The sequence below is a fragment of the Rhizobium grahamii CCGE 502 genome (assembly GCF_000298315.2).
Classification (GTDB): domain Bacteria; phylum Pseudomonadota; class Alphaproteobacteria; order Rhizobiales; family Rhizobiaceae; genus Rhizobium; species Rhizobium grahamii.
In genome coordinates this window covers 122880-147993 of record NZ_AEYE02000036.1, presented here as the reverse complement: position 1 = coordinate 147993, position 25114 = coordinate 122880, and the positions used below count along the sequence as shown (strand labels likewise).

At 58.6% G+C, this 25114-nt stretch carries 15 protein-coding genes and 4 pseudogenes; 10 read left to right on the top strand and 9 right to left on the bottom strand.

Annotated features, from left to right (window positions below; translation table 11 throughout):
• The first annotated feature begins 586 nt into the window (after window positions 1–586).
• From RGCCGE502_RS30880 to RGCCGE502_RS30855, 8 genes and pseudogenes are all read left to right on the top strand, one after another.
• Window positions 587–1747, top strand: coding sequence for a helix-turn-helix domain-containing protein (locus RGCCGE502_RS30880; RefSeq protein WP_016558162.1), 1161 nt, complete (start codon window positions 587–589; stop codon window positions 1745–1747).
• A gap of 413 nt (window positions 1748–2160) precedes the next feature.
• Complete coding sequence (locus RGCCGE502_RS30875; protein WP_016558161.1) at window positions 2161–6081, top strand: chemotaxis protein CheB; 3921 nt, start codon at window positions 2161–2163, stop codon at window positions 6079–6081.
• 359 nt (window positions 6082–6440) lie between these two features.
• Window positions 6441–6599: pseudogene (locus RGCCGE502_RS38435) on the top strand (alpha/beta fold hydrolase); the annotation flags it as partial.
• 31 nt (window positions 6600–6630) lie between these two features.
• Window positions 6631–6768 (top strand): annotated as a pseudogene (locus RGCCGE502_RS38430) (L,D-transpeptidase); the annotation flags it as partial.
• Window positions 6769–7195: 427 nt separating this feature from the next.
• The gene (locus RGCCGE502_RS34785) at window positions 7196–8494 is read left to right on the top strand and encodes a caspase family protein (protein ID WP_016558160.1); all 1299 of its coding nucleotides are present in this window, start codon (window positions 7196–7198) and stop codon (window positions 8492–8494) included.
• A gap of 294 nt (window positions 8495–8788) precedes the next feature.
• The gene (locus RGCCGE502_RS30865) at window positions 8789–11350 is read left to right on the top strand and encodes a GcvT family protein (protein ID WP_016558159.1); all 2562 of its coding nucleotides are present in this window, start codon (window positions 8789–8791) and stop codon (window positions 11348–11350) included.
• 24 nt (window positions 11351–11374) lie between these two features.
• Window positions 11375–11644 (top strand): hypothetical protein, encoded by a 270-nt coding sequence (locus RGCCGE502_RS30860; protein WP_016558158.1) that lies wholly within the window; start codon window positions 11375–11377, stop codon window positions 11642–11644.
• Between the two features lie 706 nt (window positions 11645–12350).
• The gene (locus tag RGCCGE502_RS30855) at window positions 12351–13325 is read left to right on the top strand and encodes a lysylphosphatidylglycerol synthase domain-containing protein (protein ID WP_081647336.1); all 975 of its coding nucleotides are present in this window, start codon (window positions 12351–12353) and stop codon (window positions 13323–13325) included.
• Between the two features lie 26 nt (window positions 13326–13351).
• Here RGCCGE502_RS30855 and RGCCGE502_RS30850 read toward each other — a convergent pair whose 3' ends face one another.
• Complete coding sequence (locus RGCCGE502_RS30850; protein ID WP_016558156.1) at window positions 13352–15124, bottom strand: adenylate/guanylate cyclase domain-containing protein; 1773 nt, start codon at window positions 15122–15124, stop codon at window positions 13352–13354.
• A gap of 378 nt (window positions 15125–15502) precedes the next feature.
• Window positions 15503–16138, bottom strand: a complete 636-nt coding sequence (locus RGCCGE502_RS30845) for a substrate-binding domain-containing protein (protein WP_016558155.1) — start codon at window positions 16136–16138, stop codon at window positions 15503–15505.
• A 44-nt stretch (window positions 16139–16182) separates the two neighbouring features.
• Here RGCCGE502_RS30845 and RGCCGE502_RS35970 point away from each other — a divergent pair, with 44 nt between their 5' ends.
• Window positions 16183–16356, top strand: a complete 174-nt coding sequence (locus RGCCGE502_RS35970; protein ID WP_016558154.1) for a pirin family protein — start codon at window positions 16183–16185, stop codon at window positions 16354–16356.
• Window positions 16357–16514: 158 nt separating this feature from the next.
• Here the strand turns inward: RGCCGE502_RS35970 and RGCCGE502_RS30840 are convergent, their stop codons facing one another.
• Genes RGCCGE502_RS30840 through RGCCGE502_RS30825 form a run of 4 tightly spaced genes read right to left on the bottom strand, consistent with a single transcriptional unit; the run spans window position 16515 to window position 20544 of the window.
• Window positions 16515–17282, bottom strand: a complete 768-nt coding sequence (locus RGCCGE502_RS30840) for an ABC transporter ATP-binding protein (protein WP_016558153.1) — start codon at window positions 17280–17282, stop codon at window positions 16515–16517.
• 11 nt (window positions 17283–17293) lie between these two features.
• On the bottom strand, window positions 17294–18301 hold the full coding sequence (locus RGCCGE502_RS30835; protein ID WP_016558152.1) for an ABC transporter substrate-binding protein: 1008 nt from the start codon (window positions 18299–18301) through the stop codon (window positions 17294–17296).
• 43 nt (window positions 18302–18344) lie between these two features.
• Entirely contained in the window at window positions 18345–19187 is an 843-nt protein-coding gene (locus RGCCGE502_RS30830) for an ABC transporter permease (RefSeq protein ID WP_016558151.1), read from the bottom strand.
• 10 nt (window positions 19188–19197) lie between these two features.
• On the bottom strand, window positions 19198–20544 hold the full coding sequence (locus tag RGCCGE502_RS30825; RefSeq protein WP_019280438.1) for an LLM class flavin-dependent oxidoreductase: 1347 nt from the start codon (window positions 20542–20544) through the stop codon (window positions 19198–19200).
• A gap of 214 nt (window positions 20545–20758) precedes the next feature.
• On the opposite strand from RGCCGE502_RS30825, the pseudogene RGCCGE502_RS39325 reads away from it, so the two are divergent.
• A pseudogene (locus tag RGCCGE502_RS39325) lies at window positions 20759–21916 on the top strand (GMC family oxidoreductase); the annotation flags it as partial.
• Window positions 21917–22051: 135 nt separating this feature from the next.
• Here RGCCGE502_RS39325 and RGCCGE502_RS38410 read toward each other — a convergent pair.
• The 3 genes and pseudogenes from RGCCGE502_RS38410 to RGCCGE502_RS30805 form a co-directional block, all read right to left on the bottom strand.
• Window positions 22052–22177 (bottom strand): annotated as a pseudogene (locus RGCCGE502_RS38410) (LysR family transcriptional regulator); the annotation flags it as partial.
• A gap of 603 nt (window positions 22178–22780) precedes the next feature.
• Entirely contained in the window at window positions 22781–22975 is a 195-nt protein-coding gene (locus tag RGCCGE502_RS30810; protein ID WP_141652444.1) for a hypothetical protein, read from the bottom strand.
• A gap of 344 nt (window positions 22976–23319) precedes the next feature.
• A complete protein-coding gene (locus RGCCGE502_RS30805; RefSeq protein ID WP_016558147.1) occupies window positions 23320–25104 on the bottom strand; it encodes an ABC transporter ATP-binding protein in 1785 nt (594 codons plus the stop codon).
• Between the last annotated feature and the right edge of the window lie 10 nt (window positions 25105–25114).

The following is a 25114-nucleotide window of genomic DNA, read 5'->3' as shown; positions in this document are numbered from 1 at the left end:
AACCCTTGCCGATCTGGCTTATAGCTTGCTCTACCGCTGGCCAGACGATCACAAAAGCGAGGATTGGGTAGTGGCTCAGGCACTGTGCCTCGAAGGCATGAAGGGCCGCGAGATCCAGAGCAGGCGAGGGCCGCCTTCGTAGCCGCGGCTATTGCTGCCGAGATGCTGATGATCAAGGAACCGTACATTCAGGAGCGGCCCGAGAGGCGTCAGAAAAAGACAAAAGGAAGGGATCAACCCTTTGCTAACTAAACGGGTCTCACTAGTCCTCTCTGTTGCAATATGTTCGGGGCTCGCGTGGGCGGCGCGTATGCCAACCCTACTGACCGGCATGACATTCGAAGCTGACACTTCTGCCGGAGGCCAGCTTCAAGCCGTTCTCCGTCGACAAGGACGCTCGTCGGTGCGTCCCGCCAGAGCGGTACGAAGTCTGGTTTAGCGGTACGCGGCAGTTGTTCAACATCTATCAATCCAGTTCAAAGAAACGGCGGAACAAATTTCCGACCGGCGCTTTTTTCGGGAAAATAGCAATAAGCGCACACGGAAATGCGCCCCTCGCAGCATGACCGCATAGGAGGATCGGTCGATGATAAGATCACGTGGAGCCCTCGAAGGAAAACCGATACTCGTCGTCGAAGACGACTATTATACCGCGACGGCACTTGCCTTCAGTCTCAGGCAACAGGGTGTCGAGGTGGTGGGGCCGTCGCCAAGTATCGACGATGCTTTCAAGAAGATCAGGCAAACCACCGATCTCGCCGGCGTCGTACTCGATGTCAACCTGGGCGGCGAGATGGTTTTCCCAGTCGCCGACGAGCTCCACCGAATGAACATCCCGTTCCTTTTCGCCACTGGCTATGAACCGAATATCATCCCTGCACGGTTCCGCGACAGGATCTTACTCCGCAAGCCGCTTGAAGACGATGCCGTTATCGCTGCCCTTCTGTCGACCACCAGTCCACAATCAGCCTCTCGCCATGATGTTTTGAGGAATAAAGTTCTACGGCTGCTTCCGCAACGGGAGCTTTCGGAACTGCTCCCCTATCTTCGCAAACTTCACCTGCCCCGTGGCGCTGTGCTTGAAACTCCGAACCAGGTCGTCGAGCGCATCCTGTTTCCCCTCGATTGTGTTCTCTCTCTCACAACCGTGGGTGCTGCAGGGACGAGTTTCGATATTGCATTTGTCGGCAACGAGGGCATGACCGGGAGCGGGATTGCTCTTTACGACGACATAACACCATACGAGCTGATCAACCGCGTCGATGGCGATGTCCTAGCAATATCTGTCGATGACTTCCGCATTGCTCTGGAAACTTCCCCGACGCTTCGAACGACATCCGCCCGCTTCGAGCGGTCGATCTGCATACAAATCGGTCAGGCGGCCCTCGCCGCCGGGCGGTTCGAGATCCCGACCCGCCTCGCCAGGTGGATTCTTATGATCCAGGACCGCTCGGGGAGGGATTCGCTTGAGGTCACCCACGATACCGTGGCGGCGTCTCTCGGCGTCAGACGACCCTCCATTACCGCCGCCATGCACATCCTCGAAGGAGAGTTGCTCATCAGGTCAACGAGAAGCACCGTACTCATTCGCGACCGCGATGGTCTTGTTGAATTTGCCGGGGAAGCTTACGGAACGCCTGAGGCTGCGTATCGGCGCCTGTTGCCTGTCGCTAAATCTAACGGCTCGGACGATCCTCCAGCCGACTCTAATTTTTCCGAACACGAGCGATCCTGCGCGCGCATCTGACATCGACAAGTTTCTCGACTGAGTGCAGCGCCTCCTGAAAGTCGCCTCCGGGGCTCAGCTCACCGCTTTAAGATGACGACTGAAAACGGCTGGCGTGCAAGCGTGACGCAGGAAACGTCACTAACTCCGTTTCCGCGTCTCGTCGGCACGCTTCCCCACATCCGACTGGCCGATTCGCAATAGTGAGGGTCGCCTCCTATTCTCACCAATTGTTTGAGCTGCTCGTTCGCTCGCGCAGTCTCACGGTTTGTCCTCGGGCACCCGCCTGTTTCCTCGCGGCGAGGATGAGTTCGCAGTTTCCTATCTTTACGCGATATTAACCCGTTGCGCTGGACACGATTATGAGGCACCCCTGCCAACGGGATGCTATAATAAGGCAGGTGGCGTCTCCTCATTGTCAAAGGTGCGCGAAAATGGCCGACGATAGCGATTATTCCATCAAGACGGCCCAGCAATTCATTCCTGTTTGTGCGATTGGAGCCTCGGCCGGCGGGGTTCAAGCATTGCAAACTCTGTTCCGGCTCTTGCCGACGGATCTTGGCCTCGCTTACGTCGTCATCGTACACCTCGCACCGGATGAGCCAAGCTCGCTAAGCGAAATCCTCTCCGTTTGCACCCGGATGCCGGTCCACCAGATCGAAGACACACCGACGCTTAAAGCCAATTGCGTGTTCGTCATCCCTCCAGACAGGGAACTCGCGATCGACGGTGACAGTGTCGCCGCCCGGCCCTTCAGCGAACCCCGGGGTCAAAGGGCTCCTATCGACATGTTCTTTCGCTCTGTCGCTGCAGCGCGAGGAGACGGTGTTGCAATCGTCTTGTCCGGAGCTGGATCGGATGGAGCGCTCGGCGTCATGGCGGTCAAGGAGGCTGGCGGTGTCATAATGGTGCAGGAGCCGGCTGAAGCAAGCTTCAACTCGATGCCCCAAAATGCGATCGCAAGCGGAGCGGCCGACTTCGTGGCGCCAATTGCCAGACTGGTTGAACGGCTGTCCGAAGTGGCTCGCAGCAAGGAGGCGGTTCGCTCTCTTGACATGGCTGGTGCGGCCAACGACCTTCGACGGATCGTCGCCCTTTTACGGGCTAGAACAGGACATGACTTTTCCGCCTATAAACGCGCTACTGTAATGCGGCGGGTTGTTCGCAGAATGCAGGTTTGCCGTACGGACACACTTGCTGACTACGCCGACTATCTTTTAACGACGCCAGAAGAGGCACAGAACCTTTTTTCGGATCTGCTGATCTCCGTGACGATGTTCTTTCGCGACGAGCAGGCCTTCGAAGCACTGGCGCGACAGGCCATCACGCCGCTCTTCGATGCGTTCGATATCGAAAGCGAAGAAACTATTAGGATTTGGGTTGTTGGATGTGCAACCGGCGAAGAGGCGTACAGCGTTGCGATCCTGTTGCATGAAGCGATGGCTCGAAAAAGAGTTAAGGTTCCGATCCAGATCTTTGCAACAGACCTGGATGAAGGCTCACTTGCGACAGCCAGGGAAGGACGCTATCCGCGAGCGATTGAGGCCGATGTCTCGGAGGAGAGGCTTGCCCGCTATTTCATCGACGAGGGGACGCATTTTCGCGTTCGAAAGGAAATTCGCGAGAGCATTCTGTTTGCCAAGCACAGCGTTTTGAAGGAGCCGCCTTTCATGCGGCTCGATCTCATCACGTGCCGCAATCTGCTGATCTACCTGGAGCGCGCCCTGCAGGCACAAGTCTGCTCGATCTTCCACTACGGGTTGCGCCCAGGCCGATATCTGTTTCTGGGATCGGCTGAAACGGTGGATGTCGCGACCGATCTGTTTGCGCCGGTCGATCGGCAAGCTCGAATCTACAGCGCTCGTCCACATGCAGGCGTCCTTCTACCCATACTTCCGCAATTTGCAGCGCCCGAATATTTCCGGAGCCATGAACGCCCGGCTCCGAGCGCCGCAGACCGGTCAGCACTTCCCGCGGCGCTTCATGTCGCAGCGCTCGAGCACAACGCGCCAGCCAGTGCGCTGGTGGATGACGGGCAAAACATTCTGCATCTGTCACCGACGGCCGGTCGGTTTATCCTTCACTCAGCCGGGCCTGTTTCGAAAGCGCTTACTGCAGTCGTGAGGCCAGAACTACGTCTTGATCTCGGCATAGCTTTATCTCGTGCGTTGGAGAAAGGGGAGCCCAGCGTCACACTTCCGACCATCGTCGCTTTCGATGTGGGCAGGCGGCGTGTTTCCATGCAAGTCACTCCGATAACAAGCGAGGCTCCAAAGGCTGCGCAAGCGCTCGTGTTTTTCCTCGATGGCGGCGTCGTTCAAGACAGCGACGATCTCGAACCAGTTGCCGATGCACGGCCCGACGAGGTAAGGCGCGTTTACGCAGAACTGAAAGCCGCGCAGGAAGCCCTCATGGTCAGCCGCAATGGTCATGACGCTGTGGTGCAGGAGCTTCGGGCCGCCAATGAGGAACTCCAGTCGATGAACGAGGAGTATCGCTCTACCGCGGAGGAGCTTGAAACATCGAAGGAGGAACTGCAGTCCATCAATGAAGAGCTGCACACCGTCAATGCCGAACTGAAGAGCAAGCTCGAGAGCATATCGGCGGCCCACAGCGACCTGCAAAACCTGTCGGCTGCAACCGAGATTGGCACCCTCTTCCTGGACCAGGACCTGCGCATCAAAATGTTCACGGCGCCGGTCGCCGAGTTGTTCAACGTTACCCGGCACGACATCGGTCGGGCCATCACTGATTTCACCCATCAGCTCGACTACCACGATATCGGCAGTGACGCGCGGAAGGTGCTGAAAGATCTCATTCCCATCGAAAGGGAGGTCACCAGCCGGCGTGGTCAGCAATATTCGATGCGCCTGCGACCATACAGGACAGTCGAAGACCGGATAGACGGCACGGTCGTGACATTCGTAGACATTTCCGATCGTGCCCGCGCCGAACACGCGCTGCGCGTAAGCGAGGACCGACTGCGTCAGTTTGGTGAGGCCTCGCAGGATATTCTCTGGATCCGTGACGCTGAGACGTTCCAGTGGACATATCTTACAGCAGCATTTGAGGCGATTTACGGCCTTAACCGTGAAGCTGCGCTGGGAGGTGATAACATGTCCGGCTGGCTTGAGCTGATCTTGCCTGAAGATCGTGATCGTGCCGCGGAAAACCTATCCCGAGTGCGGCATGGAGAATGGGTGACCTTCGAGTACCGTATCCGGCGACCGGCTGATGGTGGCATCCGCTGGCTTAGAAACACAGATTTTCCGATCAAGGACGAGACGGGCAAGGTCACGTATATCGGTGGCATCGGACACGATATTACCGACATCAAGGCTACAGAGGAGGCGCTGGCGGGCGCCGAGCTTCGTCAGCGCGCCCTGCTTGAAGGAATTCCTCAACTCGTTTGGCGCGCAGTCGACGATGGAAACTGGACGTGGTCAAGTCCGCAATGGACGAAATATACGGGCCAGCCAGCAGAGAAGAGCCACGGTGCCGGTTGGCTGGAGCAGGTGCATCCCGATGATCGGGAAATGGTTCAAGCACAATGGTCGAAAGCGGTAGAGGCTGGAGGTGTAGAGGCAGAATATCGAATCCGACGCGCAGATACTGATAGCTATCGATGGTTCCATACGCGCGCGACGCCAGTTCGCGACACTGGTGGTACAATCATCGAATGGCTTGGCACGTCGACTGATGTCGACGATTTGCGCAACATGCAGTCACGTCAGGCAATACTGGTATCGGAGCTTCAGCATCGCACGCGCAACCTGATCGGCGTCATTCGTTCCGTGGCTGACAGAACAGATAGCGCAAGCGACAATCTTGAAGACTTTCGCCACCGCTTCCGGGGCCGGCTGGAGGCGTTGGCACGTGTCCAAGGCTTGCTCTCGAGATTGAACGATCACGATCGGGTTAGCTTCGATGAGATTATTGATAGCGAACTTTCCGCTATGGACGGCAATGCCGCGCGTGTCACTCTGAAGGGCCCCCGGGGTATTCGCCTGCGATCGTCCACCGTGCAAACTCTGGCGATGGCGCTGCACGAACTGGCGACGAATGCGATAAAGTATGGCGCTCTTGGTCAACCGGCTGGCACGCTTTCGATCACTTGGTCACTCGAGGAGGAAGGTCCGGACGGGCGCCCATGGCTCCACATCGATTGGCGCGAGCGTGGCGTGAAAATGCCGGCGGATAGGCTCAAGCCTAACGGAACGGGGCAGGGGCGGGAACTGATTGACCAGGCCTTGCCCTACCAGCTTGGCGCCAGGACCAGTTTCGTCATGGGCAAAGACGGGATTCATTGCAGCATCTCGCTACCGGTCTCTGCAACCAAGGCCCCCGTGGAGTAGGATGAGGAGTGATCAATCATTGGTGACCGTCATATCCTCGTGGTCGAGGACGAATACCTGCTGGCCGACGAAATTCGAAGATCTTTGATAGACGCGGGGGCCGCCGTTGCTGGTCCGAGTGCGACCGCGAGCTTATGGCCCCCGATAAAGAGGCGACGTTTCATTTCATCCGGCGATGTCTATCTAAGGCTAGCTGCGAAGCGCGCCGGGTATCGCTCTCGCTGGAAGACCTCGATGGCGAACTCAATGAACACCCTCGTCTTGGCCGGAAGCAGGTTTTTACTCGCATAGTTCGATGTCCGCCGGATTGAAGGTGCTGTGATCGTAGAACCGCTCAGCCATGAAGGCCAGATCTACGCAAAGCGATGGCCCTTCCTGGCCGCACGCGCGGCGGTATGGAATGGTATCGCACCCTCACCGCTGACCATGTGGCCGCACTCGGGTACAAAAAGCAACCGCTCGAGATACCGGTGTTAGGTCTCGGCGGGGAGCGGCGCTTCGGTGCGCATATGGTCCCGAGCACTCTACATCTTCTGACGGCCAGGACAGCTCTACCGTCTGCACAGTAATCCGGAATGGCGCTCGATCGGCAAGGCCGTATCTTCGGGCTGCGTGCACCTGCTCGACCAGGACATCATCGACCCCTACGATCGCGTCCCTACCAAGGCGCCGATCGTCGAGCAGCAAGGCATGGCTTTCGTCTCTCCCTGGTCAGGGGGGAGACATGTCCATCGGGCAATTCTCAAAGGCTGAGTCATCCCCAGAATGCATGCGCGTGCCGAAAGCCTCTGACATGTGGGGTGCTCGCACACGGATCGAGACCGACCCAGTCCTCGTACAGAGACCGTTAGGCGGTCAACAAAAAGCATATTCATGAAGCAGCGAGCAGCTAAGGCTTGCCGCGAGTGAATCAATATAACGCTAATAATCACACCACGGCTCATCGGTCGGAAGGAAGCGGCCGAGGATCTCTGTATCCGCAAGGCGCCGTTCTCCTTATTGGTCTCGCCCGGCAAGATCGGCGCCTACCACGTTCCCGGCATCAAAGAGCATGGACCGGGGAGCAATCGCGCGGGTTATTACTTCACTGAAACAAGCTTGATGGCGGCTCCGGGTGTCGATCAAGGATTTCGCTGACAAATACGGGCACGACATGCTCGAAAACTACATCGCGCCTGTCGATGCGACGCTTCTTTCCTACATCGACTTGGAATTCGAAGCCGTACCGATGAACATGGTTTTGTCTGCTATGGAGCGGCAGACGCACGTGAACCTGGTGTTCCTCGATGCCTGCCGAGATAATCCACTTGCGGTCAATCTCGCCCGGTCTATGGGCACCCGCTCCTTTTCGATCGGCCGAGGCCTGGCCAAGGTCGGGAGCGGTATCGGTTCACTCATCGCCTTCGCTACCCAACCCGGTAATGTCGCGCTCGATGGAGTAGGGCGAAACTCGCCGTTCACCGCCGCCCTCCTGCGTCATCTTGGAAAGCCAGGGCACGATATCACGCGTGAGTTGATAGACGTTCGCCGGGATGTGCTCGAGGCCACTGACGGCAAACAGGTACCTTGGGATAGTTCGTCGCTGACCGGTGAGGTAGTGCTAAAGCCGCTAGTAGAGCAGGAATCAACAACAGGCAACGATCCTAAGCACGACAATGCGGCCGAGCTTGTCTTCTGGGAGACGATCAAGGCATCGTCTGACCGCAATGAATTCGATGCCTATCTCCAGCAGTACCCGAACGGAGCATTCGTAAAGCTTGCAAAGGCAAAAATAAGAAACATTGAAAAGCTTGCTTCCGACGAGGCGGTCGCCAAATTGGAAACCTCTCCAGACGGGGCCGCCCAACCGCAAACTCCAGGGGTGGGTGTACCCGCTTCTGCGGGTCGAGTTGCTGCGCTTAATCCGCAACCAGATGAATCGGATGTTGAGCGGGATCGTGATCTGGCGCGTTCGATTCAGAAAGAACTCAATCGGGTCGGCTGCAGAGCAGGCAATGAGGACGGTCTCTGGGGCGCCGCGAGTCGAAGGGCTCTCTCACAATTCGCCAAGAATAGGAGGTTCGAAATTGCAGCGTTGGAGCCATCAGTAACTCTCCTTGAGCAACTTCGCATGCAGAAGATCCGGATCTGCCCGCTCATCTGCGACTCCAATCACCAGGAACGAGATGGTCGTTGCGTGGCGATACAAGCACCCGCAAAACGCACGATTCAAACCCCGGTCACCCCACCAACAAAAACTCAAAAGGCAAGCTTAGGTACCTGTCCGACGGACGCTCACATCGCTGCCCGCGAGGCAATTCCGCGTGGCAGTGGACGTGGGCGAACTGCAATGACCTTCACACATTCCTGTGGCCGGGACCTTAGCTGTCGCCGTCCTGGGCGCGGAATGCGCTGGTCTTGCAGTTGGCTTTAGGCCGGCAGTCGTAAAAAATTCGAGTTTGCAACACAACTCTCTAGACCTCGGTATAGCCAATAGCCGCGATCAGATCTTGGTTCGCTGGTCGGCTAAGGCCACGGCGAGCGGCGATGTCGAGTTTGATCAAGCCTCAACCCGTTCAGGAGCATTTGCGCCGATGTCGCTGGAGGCGGAGCCAATGACGAATATGAGCTGCCCAACACCGTGGTTTTTATGCGAAGAGGTCTGACCTAGAATCGAAAATGAATGTGGCATGGCACATTCGTCGAAGAACCAAGAAGGAACGGGCACGTGGCGGAATTTCCAAGCAAGGCAAAAGTCGTCATCATCGGTCTCGGCGGCATCGTCGGCGCTTCGATCGCCCATCACCTGATCGAGCGCGGATGGGACGACATCGTCGGCATCGACAAATCGGGCATTCCGACCGACATCGGCTCGACCGCCCACGCCTCCGACTTCTGCTACACCACCAGCCACGACTATCTCTCGGTCTGGACCACCCAGTATTCGATCGATTTTTACGAGAAGATGGGCCACTACTCCCGCATCGGCGGCCTTGAAGTCGCTCGCAAAGGCGATGACTCCTGGATGGAAGAGATCAAGCGCAAGCTCACCTCCGCCAAGGCCTTCGGCACCAACGCCCGCTACGTCTCGCCCGCGGAGATCAAGGAAATGTTCCCGCTGATCGAGGAAGATCAGGTCCAGGGCGGCATGTTCGATCCCGACGCCGGCCTCGTCATCCCACGCTCGCAGACCGTTGCCGGCAAGCTGGTTGATGCAGCCGAGAAGTCCGGCAAGCTCAGGGTATTTGGCAACACGCCGGCCCAGTCGCTGATCGTCGAAGGCGGCCGCATCAAGGGCGTCGTCACCCATCGCGGCACCATCACGGCCGACCACGTCATCGTCTGCGCTGGCCTCTGGGGCCGCCTGATCGCCGAGATGGTCGGCGAGGACCTGCCGGTCATGCCGGTCGATCACCCGCTGACCTTCTTCGGCCCCTACAACGAGTTCGAGGGCACGGGCAAGGAAATCGGCTTCCCGTTGCTGCGCGACCAGGGCAACTCGGCCTATATGCGCGACACCGGCGACCCGAAGACGACAGAGGGCGGCCAGATCGAGTGGGGCTATTACGAAACTACCAATCCGCGCATGTGTCATCCGCGCGAACTGCTCGAGAAGCATGAAGCGCGCCTCTCGCCCTCGCAGCGCGACCTCGAAATGGAGCAGATCCTCGAGCCGCTCGAAAAAGCCATGGAACTGACGCCGATCCTCGGCGAACTCGGCTATAACGAAGGTCACTCCTTCAATGGCCTGTTGCAGGTCTCCGCCGCCGGCGGGCCCTCCTGCGGCGAGAGCCAGAAGGTGCGCGGCCTCTGGTACTGCGTCGCGATCTGGGTCAAGGACGGCCCCGGCTACGGCAAGCTCATCGCCGACTGGATGACCGACGGCCGCACCGAGATCGACCACAACTCGATCGACTATGCCCGCTTCTATCCGCACCAACTGACTGAGGAATTCATCGCCGGCCGTTGCTACGAGGCCGCGCAGAAGATCTACTTCCCCGCCGTTCACACCCGCGAGCCCTACGCCTCCGGCCGCAACGCCAAGCGCTCGCCCTTCTACGAGCGCGAGAAGGAGCTTGGCGGCTACTTCATGGAGTTGGGCGGCTGGGAACGCGCCCATGGCTACAAGGCCAACGAGCACCTGCTGGAGAAATACGGCGACCGCGTTCCGGTGCGAGAAAACGAGTGGGACAACCGCCACTTCTGGCGCGTCTCCAATGCCGAGCACCTGGCGATGAGCGAGGATTGCGGCATCGTCAACCTCAGTCATTTCCATATGGTTGACCTCGAAGGCCCAGACCATGTCGAGCTCTTGGAATGGCTCTGCGCCGCCAAAATCGGCGGTGACGGCAACATCGGCAAGGGCATCTACACCCACTTCCTCGACGATGAGGGCATGGTTCGCGCCGACTTCACCGTTATCCGCATGACCGACCGCTGCCGCTTGATCAACGGCGCCGACGCCGGCCCGCGCGACTTCCACTACATGAAGCGAGTGGCCGAGGATCGCGGCCTTAACGTCACCATCACCGATGTCTCGGAAAAGTTCATCACCATCGGCATCTGGGGTCCGAACGCCCGCGACACGCTGAAGAAGGTCGTGGCCGATCCGGCTGCGCTCGACCCCGAAAACTTCGCCTTCGCGGCCATCAAGCCGGTCGAGATCGCGGGCAAGACGGTCACCGCCTTCCGCATTTCCTATGTCGGCGAGCAGGGCTGGGAACTGCATATGAAGTACGAGGACGGCCTGGCCGTCTGGGACGCGCTGCGCGCCACTGGCGTCATGCCGTTCGGCGTCGAGACCTACGCCAACTCGCGCCGCATGGAAAAGTCGCTGCGTCTGCAGAACGGCGACCTGCTCACCCAGTATAACCTGCTGGAAGCCGACCTCGCCCGTCCGAAGGTCAAGGAAGCCGATTTCCGCGGCAAGGCTAAGCACCTGGAATACAAGGCGCGCGAACACCAGCCGGCGATGCTTTGCACGTTAGTCATGACAGAGAACACCGACAGCAAGGGCGTCAAACGCTACCCCGTGGGCTCGATGCCGGTCATGGACCCGGAAACCGGCAAGACGCTGGTCGATAGTGTCGGCCGCATCTCCTACACCACCTCCGTCGCCTACGGTCCATCGGTCGGCAAGAACATCGCGCTCGCCTATCTCCCGCAGGAATACTGCCAGGTCGGCCGCAAGCTGAATGTCGAGTATTTCGCCGAGACCTACCCGGTTGAAGTCATCAGCGTCGGCTACAAGCCGATCTACGACCCGGAAAACCTGAAACCGCGCACGTGACTGCGAGCCGCCCTCGCGGGGGAAATGACAAACAGTAAGCGGTCGGTCAAAATAGTTGAGGGAAGGTGCGGCGAGGCATTCATCAATGGAAGTGCCGAGCTCTTGGTGTCCTCGCCTCCTTGGCAGCTTTTCTTCAAGCAAAATCGAAAATACTGGGTCAACGTCAGTTTTGACAAAAGTAAATCGCAGCTCACGATCGCATATAGCGAAAATGGCTTAGCATTCCCAGAACTCACGTTTGATGCGCTTTTAACCCTCGCCAAAAGCAACACTTGCAATATCAAGGCAATGTGATCGCTGGACTGAACCTTCCCGGTTTTACGAGGCGGTTGATGAGATGACCAGTTGCGCCAACGCGCTCAAACTCTATCCCCAACACGATGGGACTGGACCAGCTGACGTCGATGATCGAACCGGATCGGCTGACGAAGCATCCGTCACACCTCCGCTTCAACGGCAGTCACCTTCCGAGGAAAAGCCGCTCCTCCGTCTGCCGGCTCCTTCTCCGGCCAGACCGCCTGTCCCAGAGCGAGAACCGACACCAATCGACCTATAGGGCACCGCCAACGGCAGCCGGCATTGCGTGCGTCTAGGCTGAAAGCCATGTTAGCGGAAATCGGCGACCTTTTGACGGTACCACGTGGATAGTGGGCAATAAATCAATCACCTTGACTGTTGGTCTTCTTCCATCGTTCATGTCCGGAATGGCTTTGGGATCCCACAGGCGGTCCGTAGGTAAAACCAAATCGATCGAAGTCCGCTGTTTGATTTATGCGAAGGAATAATCTCAGCCGAGTGAAGATATTTCGAATTCAGATATCGTGAACCGAAACCCTTCCCGCGCGTTTCTGCGCGCGAAGGAGATGTTCGTCATGCTGGTAGCATTTGTCAATCGCGCTGGCCATGGCGGGTCCTCGGCTCGAGGATGCGCATTTATCGGCGACGAGAGATTCTCGACGACGTGTAGGGAGCGGTAAGGACACAGTGACGAGAGTTGTTCATGACTGATCGATCTCCACAACGACCACCTGATCATCTCCCTGGTGCGAACCGGAAATCCCTGACCGATTATGTTTGGAAAGTTGTGGGCATTGCCGCTCTGGTGGTCAGCGTGTGGCTCCTTTCCCGGGAACTGCGAAGTTTGTCCTTTGCCGAGATTGGCGCCAAACTGGCCTTGCTACCACCTGCGACCTGGATCGGCAGCGGGCTCTCCGGGCTCGCCGCTTACGCTATGCTGGGCCTCTACGACAGGCTCGCCTTGAACTATCTTGGCCGGAAAGTCAGTCCGCTTTTCGCTCACGCCTGCGCTGCCGCGACATACGCCTTCGCGCACGTAGTTGGCGCCTCGGTCTTTTCGGGGGCGGTCATAAGGTATCGCGCCTACACGTCGAAGGGTTTGACGGGGGGTGAGGTCGCGGTGCTTGTCGTCTTCTGCGCATTCACGTTCGCACTCGGGGTCGTAACCGTCATGGGCGCCGTACTCGTCTGGCAGCCCTCGATCGTTGACCTTTTTCTAGATACCTTACCGGTTGAGCTGAGCAGCGGCGCGGGCATTATCCTGCTCGGCTTCGTCGCGCTATTTATGCTGATATCTCTGGTACCGAAGAAGTCGTTCTCTATCCGCTCGACGGTGATAAATTATCCATCGTTTCCCGTCGCCGTCGGACAAGTCATCGTGTCATCCGCGGAAATCGTCGCCGCTACCCTTATCATTTATCTAGCGTTGCCCGTGTCGTCGAATCCCGGACTCCCCGTTGTTGCCGGCGTCTTCGTCTTTTCTTTCGCTGCCGCTATTATCTCGCATTCTCCGGGTGGGCTGGGCGTATTCGAATTAGGTTTCATCACCGGCCTGGCAGATGTGCCGGAGGTAGACGTTCTGGCAGCCCTACTCGTCTTCAGGCTTTTCTATTTCATCCTGCCATTCATGTTTTCGCTGGCCGTCATTTCCGCGTTCGAACTGCAGCGAAAACGGTGACTGGCAAGATCGGACATTAATCACCCTCATTGTACGACACCGGCCTTTCGTAGCCCCTCCATGACAAGCTCGAAATCGGCGGGGTTTTTGAAGGGCAGGACTTTGCGACGGTATTCCAAGGAGTAGTCGGGATTGACGCGCAGTACCTCTTGCCATGTCGCGCGAGCCGCTTCGAAACGGCCGAGGTGCCCGTAACAGGCGGCTAGAAGCGCGCGCGAGACATCGGTAACGGGGTTGCGACGCACGCGCTGCAGCAACAGTTCGACGGCCTGTTCGTACCTTGCCAGTTGAAACAAAGCCGAGGCCTGAAAGTGAAGAACGACATCCGGAAAGTACGGGTTCAGGACCCTCGCCCGATCGAAATAGGCGAGTGCCGCCTCGGACCTACCTGAATAGACAAGTGCCTCGCCGAGGCTGACGTGGCCTTCGGCGAAGTTCGGATTGAGGACGATCGCACGCTCGGCCTCACTGATGGCGCCATCGTGCTGTCGCAAGTAGAGGTTGACCAGACTCAGCGACCAGTGCGCCACGGGATCGTTACCATCCCGCGCTACCGCCAGCGTCGCGGCCTCTTCGGCTTGCTCGAGCGAGTGGTGCGGCAACGCGCTCCACCGATTAAGGTAGTCGAGCCCGTGGGTAAGGGCGAGGAAGGCGTGCGCCGAGGCGAAGGTCGGTTCCAGTTCGACGGCACGTTGCAAAAGGTCGCGGGCGTCACTGTTCGTTTGCTTCGTCAGCCGGTGCCACAGCTCCCGGCCACGCAAGAAGCAGTCGTACGCCTCGGGGTTCCGGGTCTGGACCGGCGTAAGCTTTTGCCGGTCGCCCTCTGTCAGGTTGACCGCCAGCGCGCTGACGATCTGTTGCGTGACATCGTCCTGAACCGCGAATATGTCGGTGAGGTCGCGATCGAACCGTTCAGCCCATAGATGCCCGCCGGTGGTCGCGTCGATGAGCTGCGCGGTGATGCGTACCCTGTTCCCCGATTTGCGTACGCTGCCCTCAAGTACGTGTCGCACGCCGAGCTTCGTGCCCACCTCCTGCACATGGACGTTCTTGCCCTTGAAAGTGAACGACGAATTGCGAGCAATGACGAAGAGCTGCGACAGCTTCGATAGCGCCGTGATGATGTCTTCCGAGATGCCGTCGGCGAAGTAGTCCTGTTCGGCGTCACCGCTCATGTTGGCGAAGGGCAGCACGGCGATCGACAGCTTGGGCGACGTTGCCGTCGCCGGTTGGCTCGTCGTGATTTGCGGGGTCGCGGCTAATTGGGTCCCTGCGCTGCCGACTTGCAGTGAATAGACCCGGATCGGCTCGGCGATGTTCTTGAGCTGTGTGCTGCCGAGGTCGCTGACCGAGAGGTCGAGCCTCGCCTTGACCTGGCGATAGGCATCCTCGGACAGGCAGATCGCTCCCGCCGCGGCGACGCCCTCCAACCGCGAGGCGATGTTCACGCCGTCGCCCATAAGATCGCCATCGCTTTCCTCGACGACGTCGCCCAAATGAATACCGATCCGGAACTCAATGCGACGGTCTTGCGCGACGCCGTGATTGCGCTCCACCATTGCGTTCTGCACCTCAATGGCACAGCGCACGGCGTCCACCACGCTGCGGAATTCAACCAGCGCACCATCGCCGGTGCGCTTCACCACCCGGCCATGGTGCACGGCGATCGTCGGATCGATGAGATCGCTGCGCAGTGTCCGCAACCTCGCCAGGGTGAGGTCCTCGTCGGCGCCGGCAAGCCGGCTGTACCCAACCACGTCCGCGGCCAGGATTGCGGCCAGCTTTCGGGTCTCGCTCATGGCGCTGTCTCCTAACTTCACGATAACAGGGAGACGGAGGGCAAGAAAGAACTTTCAGCCGCTGCTCAGAGCACTTTGGCTGAGGTCGAGTTGACCATGGCTCATGTGGACGCAGCCGACGTTCTAGCCCACGCGATGACTGGTCCGTGATGTTTCCGGCCGTAGAATGCGGCTGTTCTGAAAGCCCACTCGGGGTCAGGTCACGCCGATGTCCACACCCAGCCGAATGCCCGCTTTTTGGAAAACGGCGTTTCCGGGAGAACGAGAACGCCGGGCTCCGCATCGAAGCACGCCTAGCTGACGGCGGGTGACGGGCGCTATCGGATTTCAGAACGTCCATGGAAGCGCCTCGAAACCGCATTGCTATTCCTATTGATTTTAGAACGCTCTGTCGCGCGCTTTACACCGCCGAACGAGGGGTATGTCGCCCGCTTGTGTTGTCAGCCTATCCGGCACACGGTTTCTTCCCGCCCGGCGCAACGCTGTGCCCGGTCGCGCGGGCGTTCGATCAGCCAACGTCCCGCCGGGCCGGGAGGCGCGCCCGATCCGGTGGACGGCACACACACACACACATTGCATCGGCATCTGGTTACCCTGCGGCCAGACCCCTTGATCGACGTTAAGCTCGACGAGGCTGCCGGCGGCAAGGTCGGCCTTGATCATCCAGGTCGGCATGCTGCCCCACCCAAGTCCGGCTTTCAGGAAAGCGTGTTTCGCGCCGAGGTCGGCGATGCGCCAGGTCTTGGCGGCGAGAACCCCGAACTGCTTACCATCGGAAAGGCTGGACCTGTCCGTCAGCACCAGTTGGATGTGCTCGGCGAGCTGCTCGGGCGAAATCGCCTCCGCCAACTGTGCGAGCGGATGCAGCCGCGATGCCACCAGTGTCAATCGCACCGCAAGAAGCCGTTCAAGATCAAGTTCAGGAGGAAAAAGCGCGATCGATCCCGCGGTGGCAAAGGAGCAGCGTCCTTCGAGCGTCGGCTGGATAACAGCGGCCCGTCGGACCTCGGGCACTGTCTCAAGCCTTCGTCTTTCTTGGTCGGATAGATGCGGACACTTTGATTGCTCGCGGCGTCAACAGTCATCCGCATTCCGGCCTCGCGACTGTCACCGTTCTTCCTGAGGGCGACCTATTTCGAAAGGGCGACTGGGGCAACGGCGTGCTGGACTATGGCGGCGTGGAATGGATGCAGGCGGGCCGCGGCATCTGGCATCAAGGCGAAGGATGCTGATGAAGCTCGGCAGCATCGACGCCGCCACCAGCCAATAAGCGAACGAAGGGAAGGCAGCGAAGCCAGGATCTGGGGTCAGGCAATCGTTCGGCCGAGATGTCGATCGTGGGCTCTAGAGCGCTGGCTATCGGCCTCGAAAGCCGCAAAGATTTCGGCGTTCAGTGGAAGCCGAACTCGCTGAGGAGCTCCTGGCGCAGCTTCACGAACCTGCTGTCGCTCCTGTTTCGCGGGCGCGGCAAGTCAATTTCGATCTCGTGCGTTCGCGCCTTATCCTTGGAAAGGATCAGAACCCGGTCCGCGAGGAAGACGGCTTCCTCTAGATCGTGCGTTACCAGGATCATGGTGACTGCTTCCTCGCTCCAAATGCGGGCAAGTTCTTCCTGCATCGAGATCTTCGTCATTGCGTCAAGCGCACCGAACGGTTCATCCAGCAACAGAATTTCGGGCTGGACGGCCAGCGCTCTGGCAATGCCGACCCGTTGGGCCATACCGCCGGAAAGCTGTGATGGTAGAGCCTCTGCAAAGTCGGCAAGATCGACGAGTTTCACATATCGCGCGGCGAGTTGCCTCGCCTCGGCTTTCTTTACTCCGCGGTTCTCGAGCGGGAACGCAACGTTGTCGAGAACCGAAAGCCAGGGCAGCAGTCTCGGCTCCTGGAAAATCACGGCGCGGTCATTGCCTACGCCACGGATCGGCTGGCTGTCGACCGAGACCTCACCACTATCTGCATCCTCCAGACCGGCCAGCACCCGCAGGAGGGTTGTCTTGCCCGAACCGGACGCGCCGACGATTGCGAGGCACTCGCCTGGGCTCACCCGATTATTGACGCCGCTCAGCACATTCAGCGGGCGTCCATTGATGGAGTAGGATTTCGAGAGGTTCTTGATCGAAACTTCACCGCGGGGGGTCACATCAGCGAGCGCCATTTTGCTGATCCTCAATTCGCGGCGGCAAAGTTTGCCGGGTCGTACAGAATGTCTTCGGCTTTCAGCTTACCAGCTGGTAGCGTTCCACCACGGACAAGGATGTCGATCCAGAACTGAAGGTCGCGGGGAATTGCCTTGCCACCTTCGCGAACGCCATAGCCAGTGAAATATTGCGCGATATCCGCGTTCTCGCCGCGAGCGGCCAGAACCTTGGCGATCGCTGCCTTGGTCTCGTCGGGATGAGTACGGGCAAATTCCAGGGCTGCCTGTGACTTCTCTACGAAGACCTTGGCCGCCTGTGGGTGCTCCTTGATCCAGTCGCGGCGCAAGACGACGAAGCCGCCAGAGATTTCGCCGAGCACGTCGGTGTCACCGAACACCTTCTGGAGCGGGCCATTCTTGAGGGCGGCGCCTTCGAAGGTCTTCTGCCAATAGCCGAAGGCGGAGATGTCTACCTGCTTGGAGCGCAGAACCTGTTCCAGTTGCGGGCCTGGTACGACGACGAGCTTGGCGGCGTTCTCCTTGAGGCCGACGGAATGAAGCGCCTCGCGGACGGTGTAGTCCAAGTGCGCTCCAAGCGTATTAACGGCGATCGTCTTGCCTTCAAGGTCCTTGATGGACTTAATTGGGCTGCCTTCGAGGGTATAGAATATGCTTTCGGTCGTCTTGTTGATGCCGTTCGAAGCGTAGGCTGCAACGAAGTCGTTGCCTCCGGCGATGGAGTTCAGGACGGCGGCGGTCGCAGCGCTCCCAAGTTCCACGTTGCCAGATGCGAGAGCAAAGAGAGACGCTGGTCCGCCCTGCGCATAGCCGACGTCCTGCAGGGTGATCCCGGTCCCCTTGAAATATCCAAGAGCATCCGCCAATTCGTGGCCGGAAAGGCCCCCTTGACTTGCGAGATACCGGATCGTCACTTCCTCGGGCTCCGCAGCAAACACGACGCCTCCGGGAATAGAGATGTAAAGCGTTGCCAGAGCCGCGGCCAACCCGGCGAATGAACGGCGTGAAATCAACGTCATTGTTTGAACTCCATCGAGAATTGGATTGGTGTGGTTTTGGAAACTAGGGCCTGGGTTTGGACCAGCGGCAGAGGCGGGCTTGCAGCAGTTCCAGGACGAAGTTGGCTGCAAGCCCGAGCAGCGCCAGCAGCAGGATCGCCGCGAACATTAGCGGAATCTGGAAATTGTACTGGGCGTTCATCACCTGGAAGCCGACGCCGGAATTCGCCCCGATCATTTCCGCAGCAATGAGCAGCAAGAGCGACGTGGTGGCGCTGAGCCTCAGGCCGACGAAGATCTGGGGGAGGGATGCCGGCAGAACGACGCGGCGAAAGATCGTCAGCGGCTTTGCCCCGTAAACCCTCGCCATCTCGAGAAGCTTCGGATCGACCTGCTTGACGCCGCCAATGGTGGCAAGGAGGATCGGAAAGAGCGTCGCCCAGAAGATCACGAACATCTTCGATGTTTCGCCAAGGCCAAGTAGCAGGATAAACACCGGATAGAGAGCCAGGGCGGATGTCTGCCGAAAGAGCTGCAGGATTGGATCGAGGCTTCGCTCGATCGGCTTGACCTGTCCCATGAAGAGGCCGAGCGGAATGCCGACGATCACGGCCGCCCCAAAGGCGATGCCGGCCCGCTGAAGACTGATGGCGATATCGTTCAAAAGCGGGCCACTGCTGAGGCCAACCCAAAGTGCCGTCAGGATCGAGCTTAGGGTCGGCAGGACAGCCTGGTTTGTCCATCCCATCGAGGGTGCCATCTGCCAGAGCACAGCGAAAGCGATGAGGAGCCCCCAACGAGACAGGAATTTTCCTGTTCCAGACAATAGGGAGTTCGTCGGGAAGTCGCGCGATGCGAGCGTCTCGCTAAATGTGGGGACGTATCTCTGTTCGGTTTCGAGCGACATTGTTACCTCCTTACTCGGCGGCTTCGTTAAAGTCGGATACCCAGCGCGTTTGCGGGAAGGGGAGTCCAAGGTTTTCGCGAAGCGTCTTGCCCTCGTAAGCGGTGCGGAAAAGCCCGCGGCGTTGTAGTTCGGGCACCACCAGTTCGACGAAATCGGTCAGCCCCGTCGGCAGCCAGGGCGGCAGGATGTTGAAACCATCGGCCGCTTCGTTCTCGAACCATTCCTGAAGTGTATCGGCGATCTGGACGGCTGATCCGACCACGGTGAAATGTCCGCGAGCTGAGGCGATCCACTGGTAGAGTTGGCGTATGGAGAAATTGTTCTCGTCGGCGATCCGCCTGATGAGCTCCTGACGGCTCTTCATGCCTTCTGTCGGTGGCGCCGGCGGCAGGGGGCCATCCAAGTCGGCACCAGCGAGATCAAGCTCACCTCCGCTGAGCGCGTTAATCAGCGCGAGACCGTCTTCTTCGATAATCAGACTCGTTAGCCGATCGTACTTCTCGCGGGCCTCTTCTTCGGTGCATCCGACAAAAGGAGAAACGCCCGGCATGACAAGGATGTGGGACGGATTTCTTCCGATCGCGCGCGCCCGGCTCTTGATGTCCCTGTAAAATTCCTGAGCAGTGTGCAGTTTCTGGTGAGCCGTAAAGATGACTTCAGCCGTAGATGCAGCGAGACCACGACCGTCTTCCGATTGGCCGGCCTGCACGATGACCGGATGTCCCTGCGGCGATCTCGGAACGTTCAAAGGGCCTTCGACTTTAAAGTGCTCGCCCCGATGGTCGGTACGGTGGACCTTATCCACATCGAAGTAGACGCCGCTTGCCCGATCCCGGATGAACGCGTCGTCCTCGAAGCTCTCCCAGAGTTTCTTGACCACCTCGACATGCTCGGCCGCGCGTCGGTATCGGGCCGCATGCGGCAGTTGCTGATCCAGATTGAAATTCTTTGCGGCAGCTTCGGTGGCGGTGGTTACGACGTTCCACCCAGCGCGTCCGTCGGAGATCAGATCAAGCGACGCGAACTTGCGGGCAACCGAGTAAGGCTCTTCGTAGGTTGTGGATGCTGTCGCGATGTAACCGAGGTGCTCGGTAAAAGGGGCAAGCGCCGAGAAAAGCGTGACCGGTTCGAAACCTGCCACTTTGGCGTTTCCGCCTTCGACGCCCCCGCCAAACGCGACGGCCAGCCCGTCCGCGAGGAAGTACGCATCAAACAGTCCACGTTCGGCAGCTTTCGCCAGCTCGATATGAAACTTCAGATTCACCGCGCCGTCGAGTGGCTGGTCGGGATGGCGCCAAGATGCGATATGCTGCCCGCCTCCCGGCAAGAAGGCACCAAGTTTGATCTGTCGCGTCATTGCGTCCTCCACTTTTTGGGCTCCTGGGCCCCAAGTGACTTAATGCTGCTATGAAATATATAGAATTTATAGCTTTCATTTTTCGGCGCCGTCGATTGAGGTGGGAATTTCTTTCTGAAAACGTGGCGTATGCCGACATTATCGACCGAAGCGCTGGGAAGACGCATAGGCGCGGTCGCGTTGGTCGTGGGCGCGATCCTTATTTCCCAAACCGCGCGTAAAGGGAGGGCCGGCCTATATGTCGCGCAGCTAAAGGCTCCCCAACCCGTCGCTGAAGCCTGTTGAGTGCGGCGTCTACGATTGGCATTCGCGTCTACGATACCCCCCAACGGTGAAATGATGGAGGGGCCAGGCGGCGCGTCGATCGCTGAACTGCGGATCCGGGATGGCAGGCGAGGGGCCGTGTTCGGATCCTATGTACGTCCGCTCATGTCGCGACCGAACCTGACGGTGCTGACCGATGCTCTGGTGACGCGCCTCATCATCGACGGAACGAGAGCGACGGGCGTTGAAGTTTTGATCGACGGCCAGCGTCGACGGTTCACCACGCGCTGTGAGACAGTGCTGTCACTGGGAGCGATTAACACGCCGAAAGTCCTCATGCAGTCGGGCATAGGCCCGCAAGAGGAACTACAATCGCACGGGATTCCCGTTTGCAGCACCTACCCGGGGTTGGTCGCAACCATCAGGATCATCTCGCATTTGGCTTTACCGGGGCCCACCGGAAACAGGAGGGCATCGGCGGCGGCTGAGAAGCAAAACCTTACTGGAAGAGCGATTCGTGTCTGGTTCAGCCGGACATTCTCCAGTGCCAGTTGGAATTCGCTGTGCCTTCGCCGACCGAAACCGGCCTCGAAACGCCGGAACATGGCTGGACGATGTTCAACGGTCTCGCCCAGCGCAAAAGTCGTGGTCGATTTCGGATCTCCGGCCCGAACCCAAATGGCCCCATCCTGATCGAGCCAAATTCGCTCAGTGAGCCGGAAGAAGACATGGCTGCTGTTTTGGTCGCAGTGGAGCTATGCCGCGACCTGGGAAACAGCGAGGCATTCACGCCGCTGGTCAGCGGAGAGACTGCGTCAGGCCGCGAGATCGATCGGGCATGATCGATTTTATCCGCAACTCGGCCGTCGCTTACTGGCACCAATCCTGCACGGCCAAGATGGGACGAGATGGCATGTCAATGGTCGATAACGAGCTTAAGGTGTACGGTATCGACGGCCTTCGCATAGCGGACTCCTCGATCATGCCTCGTATCACCACCAGCAACACGATGGCGCCTTGCGTGGTCATGGGGTGCCGGGCGGTCGATCTGATCCGGGAGACGCACGGTTTTGCGGGCCGGAGTGGAGGTCTCGCCCGATCCATCTGACGGTAGATTAAAAGGTTCGGTGGCCGGCAGGCGTGGCCGCCGATCTTCTTTCAGCTAGTAGTCGGGCTCAAGACCAGCTGTCTTGGTCAGGTCGATTGCTCACAAGCCCCACTCTTAACTTCCAAGGCTGGCCTTTCAAATGCGGTATCGCAATGCGTCCAACAGGAGGGCGAACGCCCGGGAGTGCTGACGCCTGCTGGGATAGTAGAGATGATACCCTGGGCACGGCAGACACCAATCCGACAAAACCCGCACCAGCCTTCGCCAAAAGCGAGCCTGATTGGCGCGACTTTTAGCGAAATGAATGTCTGCCGCAAACGCTATCGATTGCTCGGAAAACTAAGGGTCAATTATCGCTTTTGGCTCGCCGCGAACGACCAGTCCCAACCGCGGCGGCCTGCCTCGCCCGCCTGTCGCGGATGCCGGCGAGAGCGCTGTCGACGAGCGGTGCGTCGCTCGAAGGGACGGTGCCAGCTTGGTCGGCTGGCTTCTCTGACGACGGGCGATCGTCCTCTCGCTTTGGTTTATCGATTTTCGGCATATGCGGTGTTTCCTGCGATTTCACAGCGTCTTCAAGAGACGGAGAGGGGCTATCATTTCAACAGGCGTTCCTCGCTTGAACGCCATAAACATCGGCTGCTAGGAAAGGAGTCCATAAGCCTTCGCAGGTTGGGCCTCGAATCCGTTCGAAGAGCTTACTTTAGTCGACGCCCTCTGGACTAGATTTATTCTAATTAAAAAGTACTTCATCCGCGATCCTCCGTTGCCAGACGCCTGATCGCCGGCCAATGATCTGAAATGACGAATTCTGAAAGCATCGAACGCGTCGTGATAATCGGGGTAGGCCCTGGGCTTGACGGCAGCCTACGTCCTTGCACGCGACGGGATCAGGGCCCGCATATTGGAGCGAGAAGAAAGGTCGGCGTCCCCTGGAGCAAGCGCCACCCCCAATGCGTCCGTGGTTGACGTCGTCAAGTCCGCGACCGAAAAACTGGGAAAGGACACGGGATCAAGACCGGTCTTGTCGTCGTGGTCGTCGACGAGGATCCGGCCAGCCATGCCGCCGACCGTTGGGACAGGACCGGCCTCATTCGGCAACAGAAATCGACATCGGCAGTGCTTTGCCTATCACTCTCGGGGAAACCTGCAGTTATAGATCAATCAAGATTCCCCCATTGTTGAATGATTGTCCCGGCCTGGATTAAATTAGATAGAAGCTCGCTCGCCTGCCGAACGTGATCACCAGAACGAAGAGCCGTCGTCGAGGTAAGCCCTAAAATCAGGGCTGTCGCCTGTGGGTTCGCTTGCTACGACCACGCACTCACGGACGTCGGCGCCGACGGTATCCGGGAAGACGAGCTGCTGAATGCCCCACCGCCTTTTGTGGGCCTCTTCGCCAACACCTAAGAAGAGAACCTTTCAAGCTCGTAGAGCTGGTCCATGCTCAATGTCGCGATCTCGGAAAAACGGGTTTGGTTCTTGACGCGGCCACCCTGGAGTATGACGACTTCGTCGCAGAACGAGATGGTGCTGCGGTGATGGCTGATGACGATTGTCGTGCGGCGACCGGCTCTTGATTTCAGGGTTTCGACAATCGCTGCCTCAGACAGGCCATCCATGGCGTTCGTGGCCTCGTCCAAAATGAGGATTTCCGGATCGCGCACCAGGGCCCTGGCTAGCGCGATACGCTGTCGCTGACCTGCCGAAACGGTGGCTCCCCTATAGCCGACGACGGTCTCATATCCGTCAGGTAGCTTGTCGATGAATTCGTCTGCCTCAGCAAGTTTGGCTGCACTTCTGGCCTCGGCAAGCGAAGCGTTGTGACCATAGGTAATATTTTCAAGAATAGTACCATCGATCAACTCAAGATCCTGGCTGGCGAGCGCAATTTGTCTTCGCCACTGAATCGGATCCATTTGATCGAGTGGGATGTCGTCGACCAGAATGCTCCCCTCATCAGGCTCGACAAATCGACACAGCAGATTGACGACCGTCGTTTTTCCGGCGCCCGATCGCCCAATTATTGCCGTCGAACGACCCTTGCGAATGTCGAAGGTCGCGGCGCGCAGCACGACGGGTCGCGAGCCGGAGCCCGGATACTTGAACGTCACGCCCTCAAATTTAATATGCTGGCGGAGTCCTTGAACCGGACCATCGCCCGCCGGCGGCTTCGGCTTATCAGACGAATCCAGGAGCCATCTGACTTCTTCCAAAGAACCGCTCCAGCCTTGCACGGCGCTCCATGCCATTTGCAGCGCACGCACATGTGGCTGCAGCCGATAAAGCAAGACTACGAAAGCCACGATAATCGGAAAACTTACGCCCGAAAGCCAGGCGCTGACGACGACCGCCAAGAAAAGACCTGAATGCAACACCTCCGTCAGTGGCGGCAACACGGCCTGGCGGGACTGCAGAACCAAGCCCGCCTTTCTGACAGAATCTGAAGAGAAATCGAAGATTGCTTTCTCGCGCTGTTCTTGTCCGAAGGCGCGGATGAGCCGCCCGGCATGTACGAGATGAAGCATCTTGGCAGCCAGTTCACTGTTGAACGACGTGACGTCGCGGCTCGGGCCTTTGAGGCTGGCTGAGAGCAGCGCGTGAAGAGCCTGGATCAGCACGAGCCCCAGAGCAACGCCGAGTGTCATCTGCCATGAAAGAAGCAAGAGAAAGGCGAGCAAAATGACGGTGGCCGATGCGTTTACGATTGCGGCAAGGGTGGTCTGTATTGCGTCCGAGGCCCGCCAGGACTCGTTGGAGATGATATTGAGCAGTCGCCCGGGGCTTTGCTGGAGGAAAAATGGGTATCCAATCGTTAAAAGCTGGCCGGCAAGAGAACTGCGCATGGCATGGCCAGCTCTGCCGTAGATCATATTGGTGAGCACGGCGTTGGCAAATGAAAGTACATTCTTCAGTGTGATCAATCCGAGGACGGCGGCTGCAATCGCAATCAGCCTTGACCGGTCATCCAACCCGGCGCCCACTTGCTGGAAGACCGCCGAGAGCCCGGCCATCCCCGACGGTTCCTTTTCGCCGGCGATAATGCCAAGCATTGGGATGATGAGACCAATGCCAGTGCCTTCAAGGACAGCAGTACTTAGTCCCAAAATGACGACAACCAAAAGTAGGCCTATCTGTCGGCCCAGCGCCCGACGCAATAGCCGAAAACTCAACTTGCAGAATTCTAGCATGGCGGCTGTT

Excerpts from the sequence above, each read along its gene's own strand:
- RGCCGE502_RS30810 (WP_141652444.1), bottom strand. The coding sequence starts at position 22,975 with ATGGCTGGCCGGATCCTCGTCGACGACCACGACGACAAGACCGGTCTT.
- RGCCGE502_RS30855 (WP_081647336.1), top strand. The coding sequence starts at position 12,351 with ATGACTGATCGATCTCCACAACGACCACCTGATCATCTCCCTGGTGCG.
- RGCCGE502_RS30880 (WP_016558162.1), top strand. The coding sequence starts at position 587 with ATGATAAGATCACGTGGAGCCCTCGAAGGAAAACCGATACTCGTCGTC.
- RGCCGE502_RS30860 (WP_016558158.1), top strand. The coding sequence starts at position 11,375 with ATGACAAACAGTAAGCGGTCGGTCAAAATAGTTGAGGGAAGGTGCGGC.
- RGCCGE502_RS30805 (WP_016558147.1), bottom strand. The coding sequence starts at position 25,104 with ATGCTAGAATTCTGCAAGTTGAGTTTTCGGCTATTGCGTCGGGCGCTG.
- RGCCGE502_RS30835 (WP_016558152.1), bottom strand. The coding sequence starts at position 18,301 with ATGACGTTGATTTCACGCCGTTCATTCGCCGGGTTGGCCGCGGCTCTG.
- RGCCGE502_RS30830 (WP_016558151.1), bottom strand. The coding sequence starts at position 19,187 with ATGTCGCTCGAAACCGAACAGAGATACGTCCCCACATTTAGCGAGACG.
- RGCCGE502_RS30850 (WP_016558156.1), bottom strand. The coding sequence starts at position 15,124 with ATGAGCGAGACCCGAAAGCTGGCCGCAATCCTGGCCGCGGACGTGGTT.
- RGCCGE502_RS30825 (WP_019280438.1), bottom strand. The coding sequence starts at position 20,544 with ATGACGCGACAGATCAAACTTGGTGCCTTCTTGCCGGGAGGCGGGCAG.
- RGCCGE502_RS30875 (WP_016558161.1), top strand. The coding sequence starts at position 2,161 with ATGGCCGACGATAGCGATTATTCCATCAAGACGGCCCAGCAATTCATT.
- RGCCGE502_RS30840 (WP_016558153.1), bottom strand. The coding sequence starts at position 17,282 with ATGGCGCTCGCTGATGTGACCCCCCGCGGTGAAGTTTCGATCAAGAAC.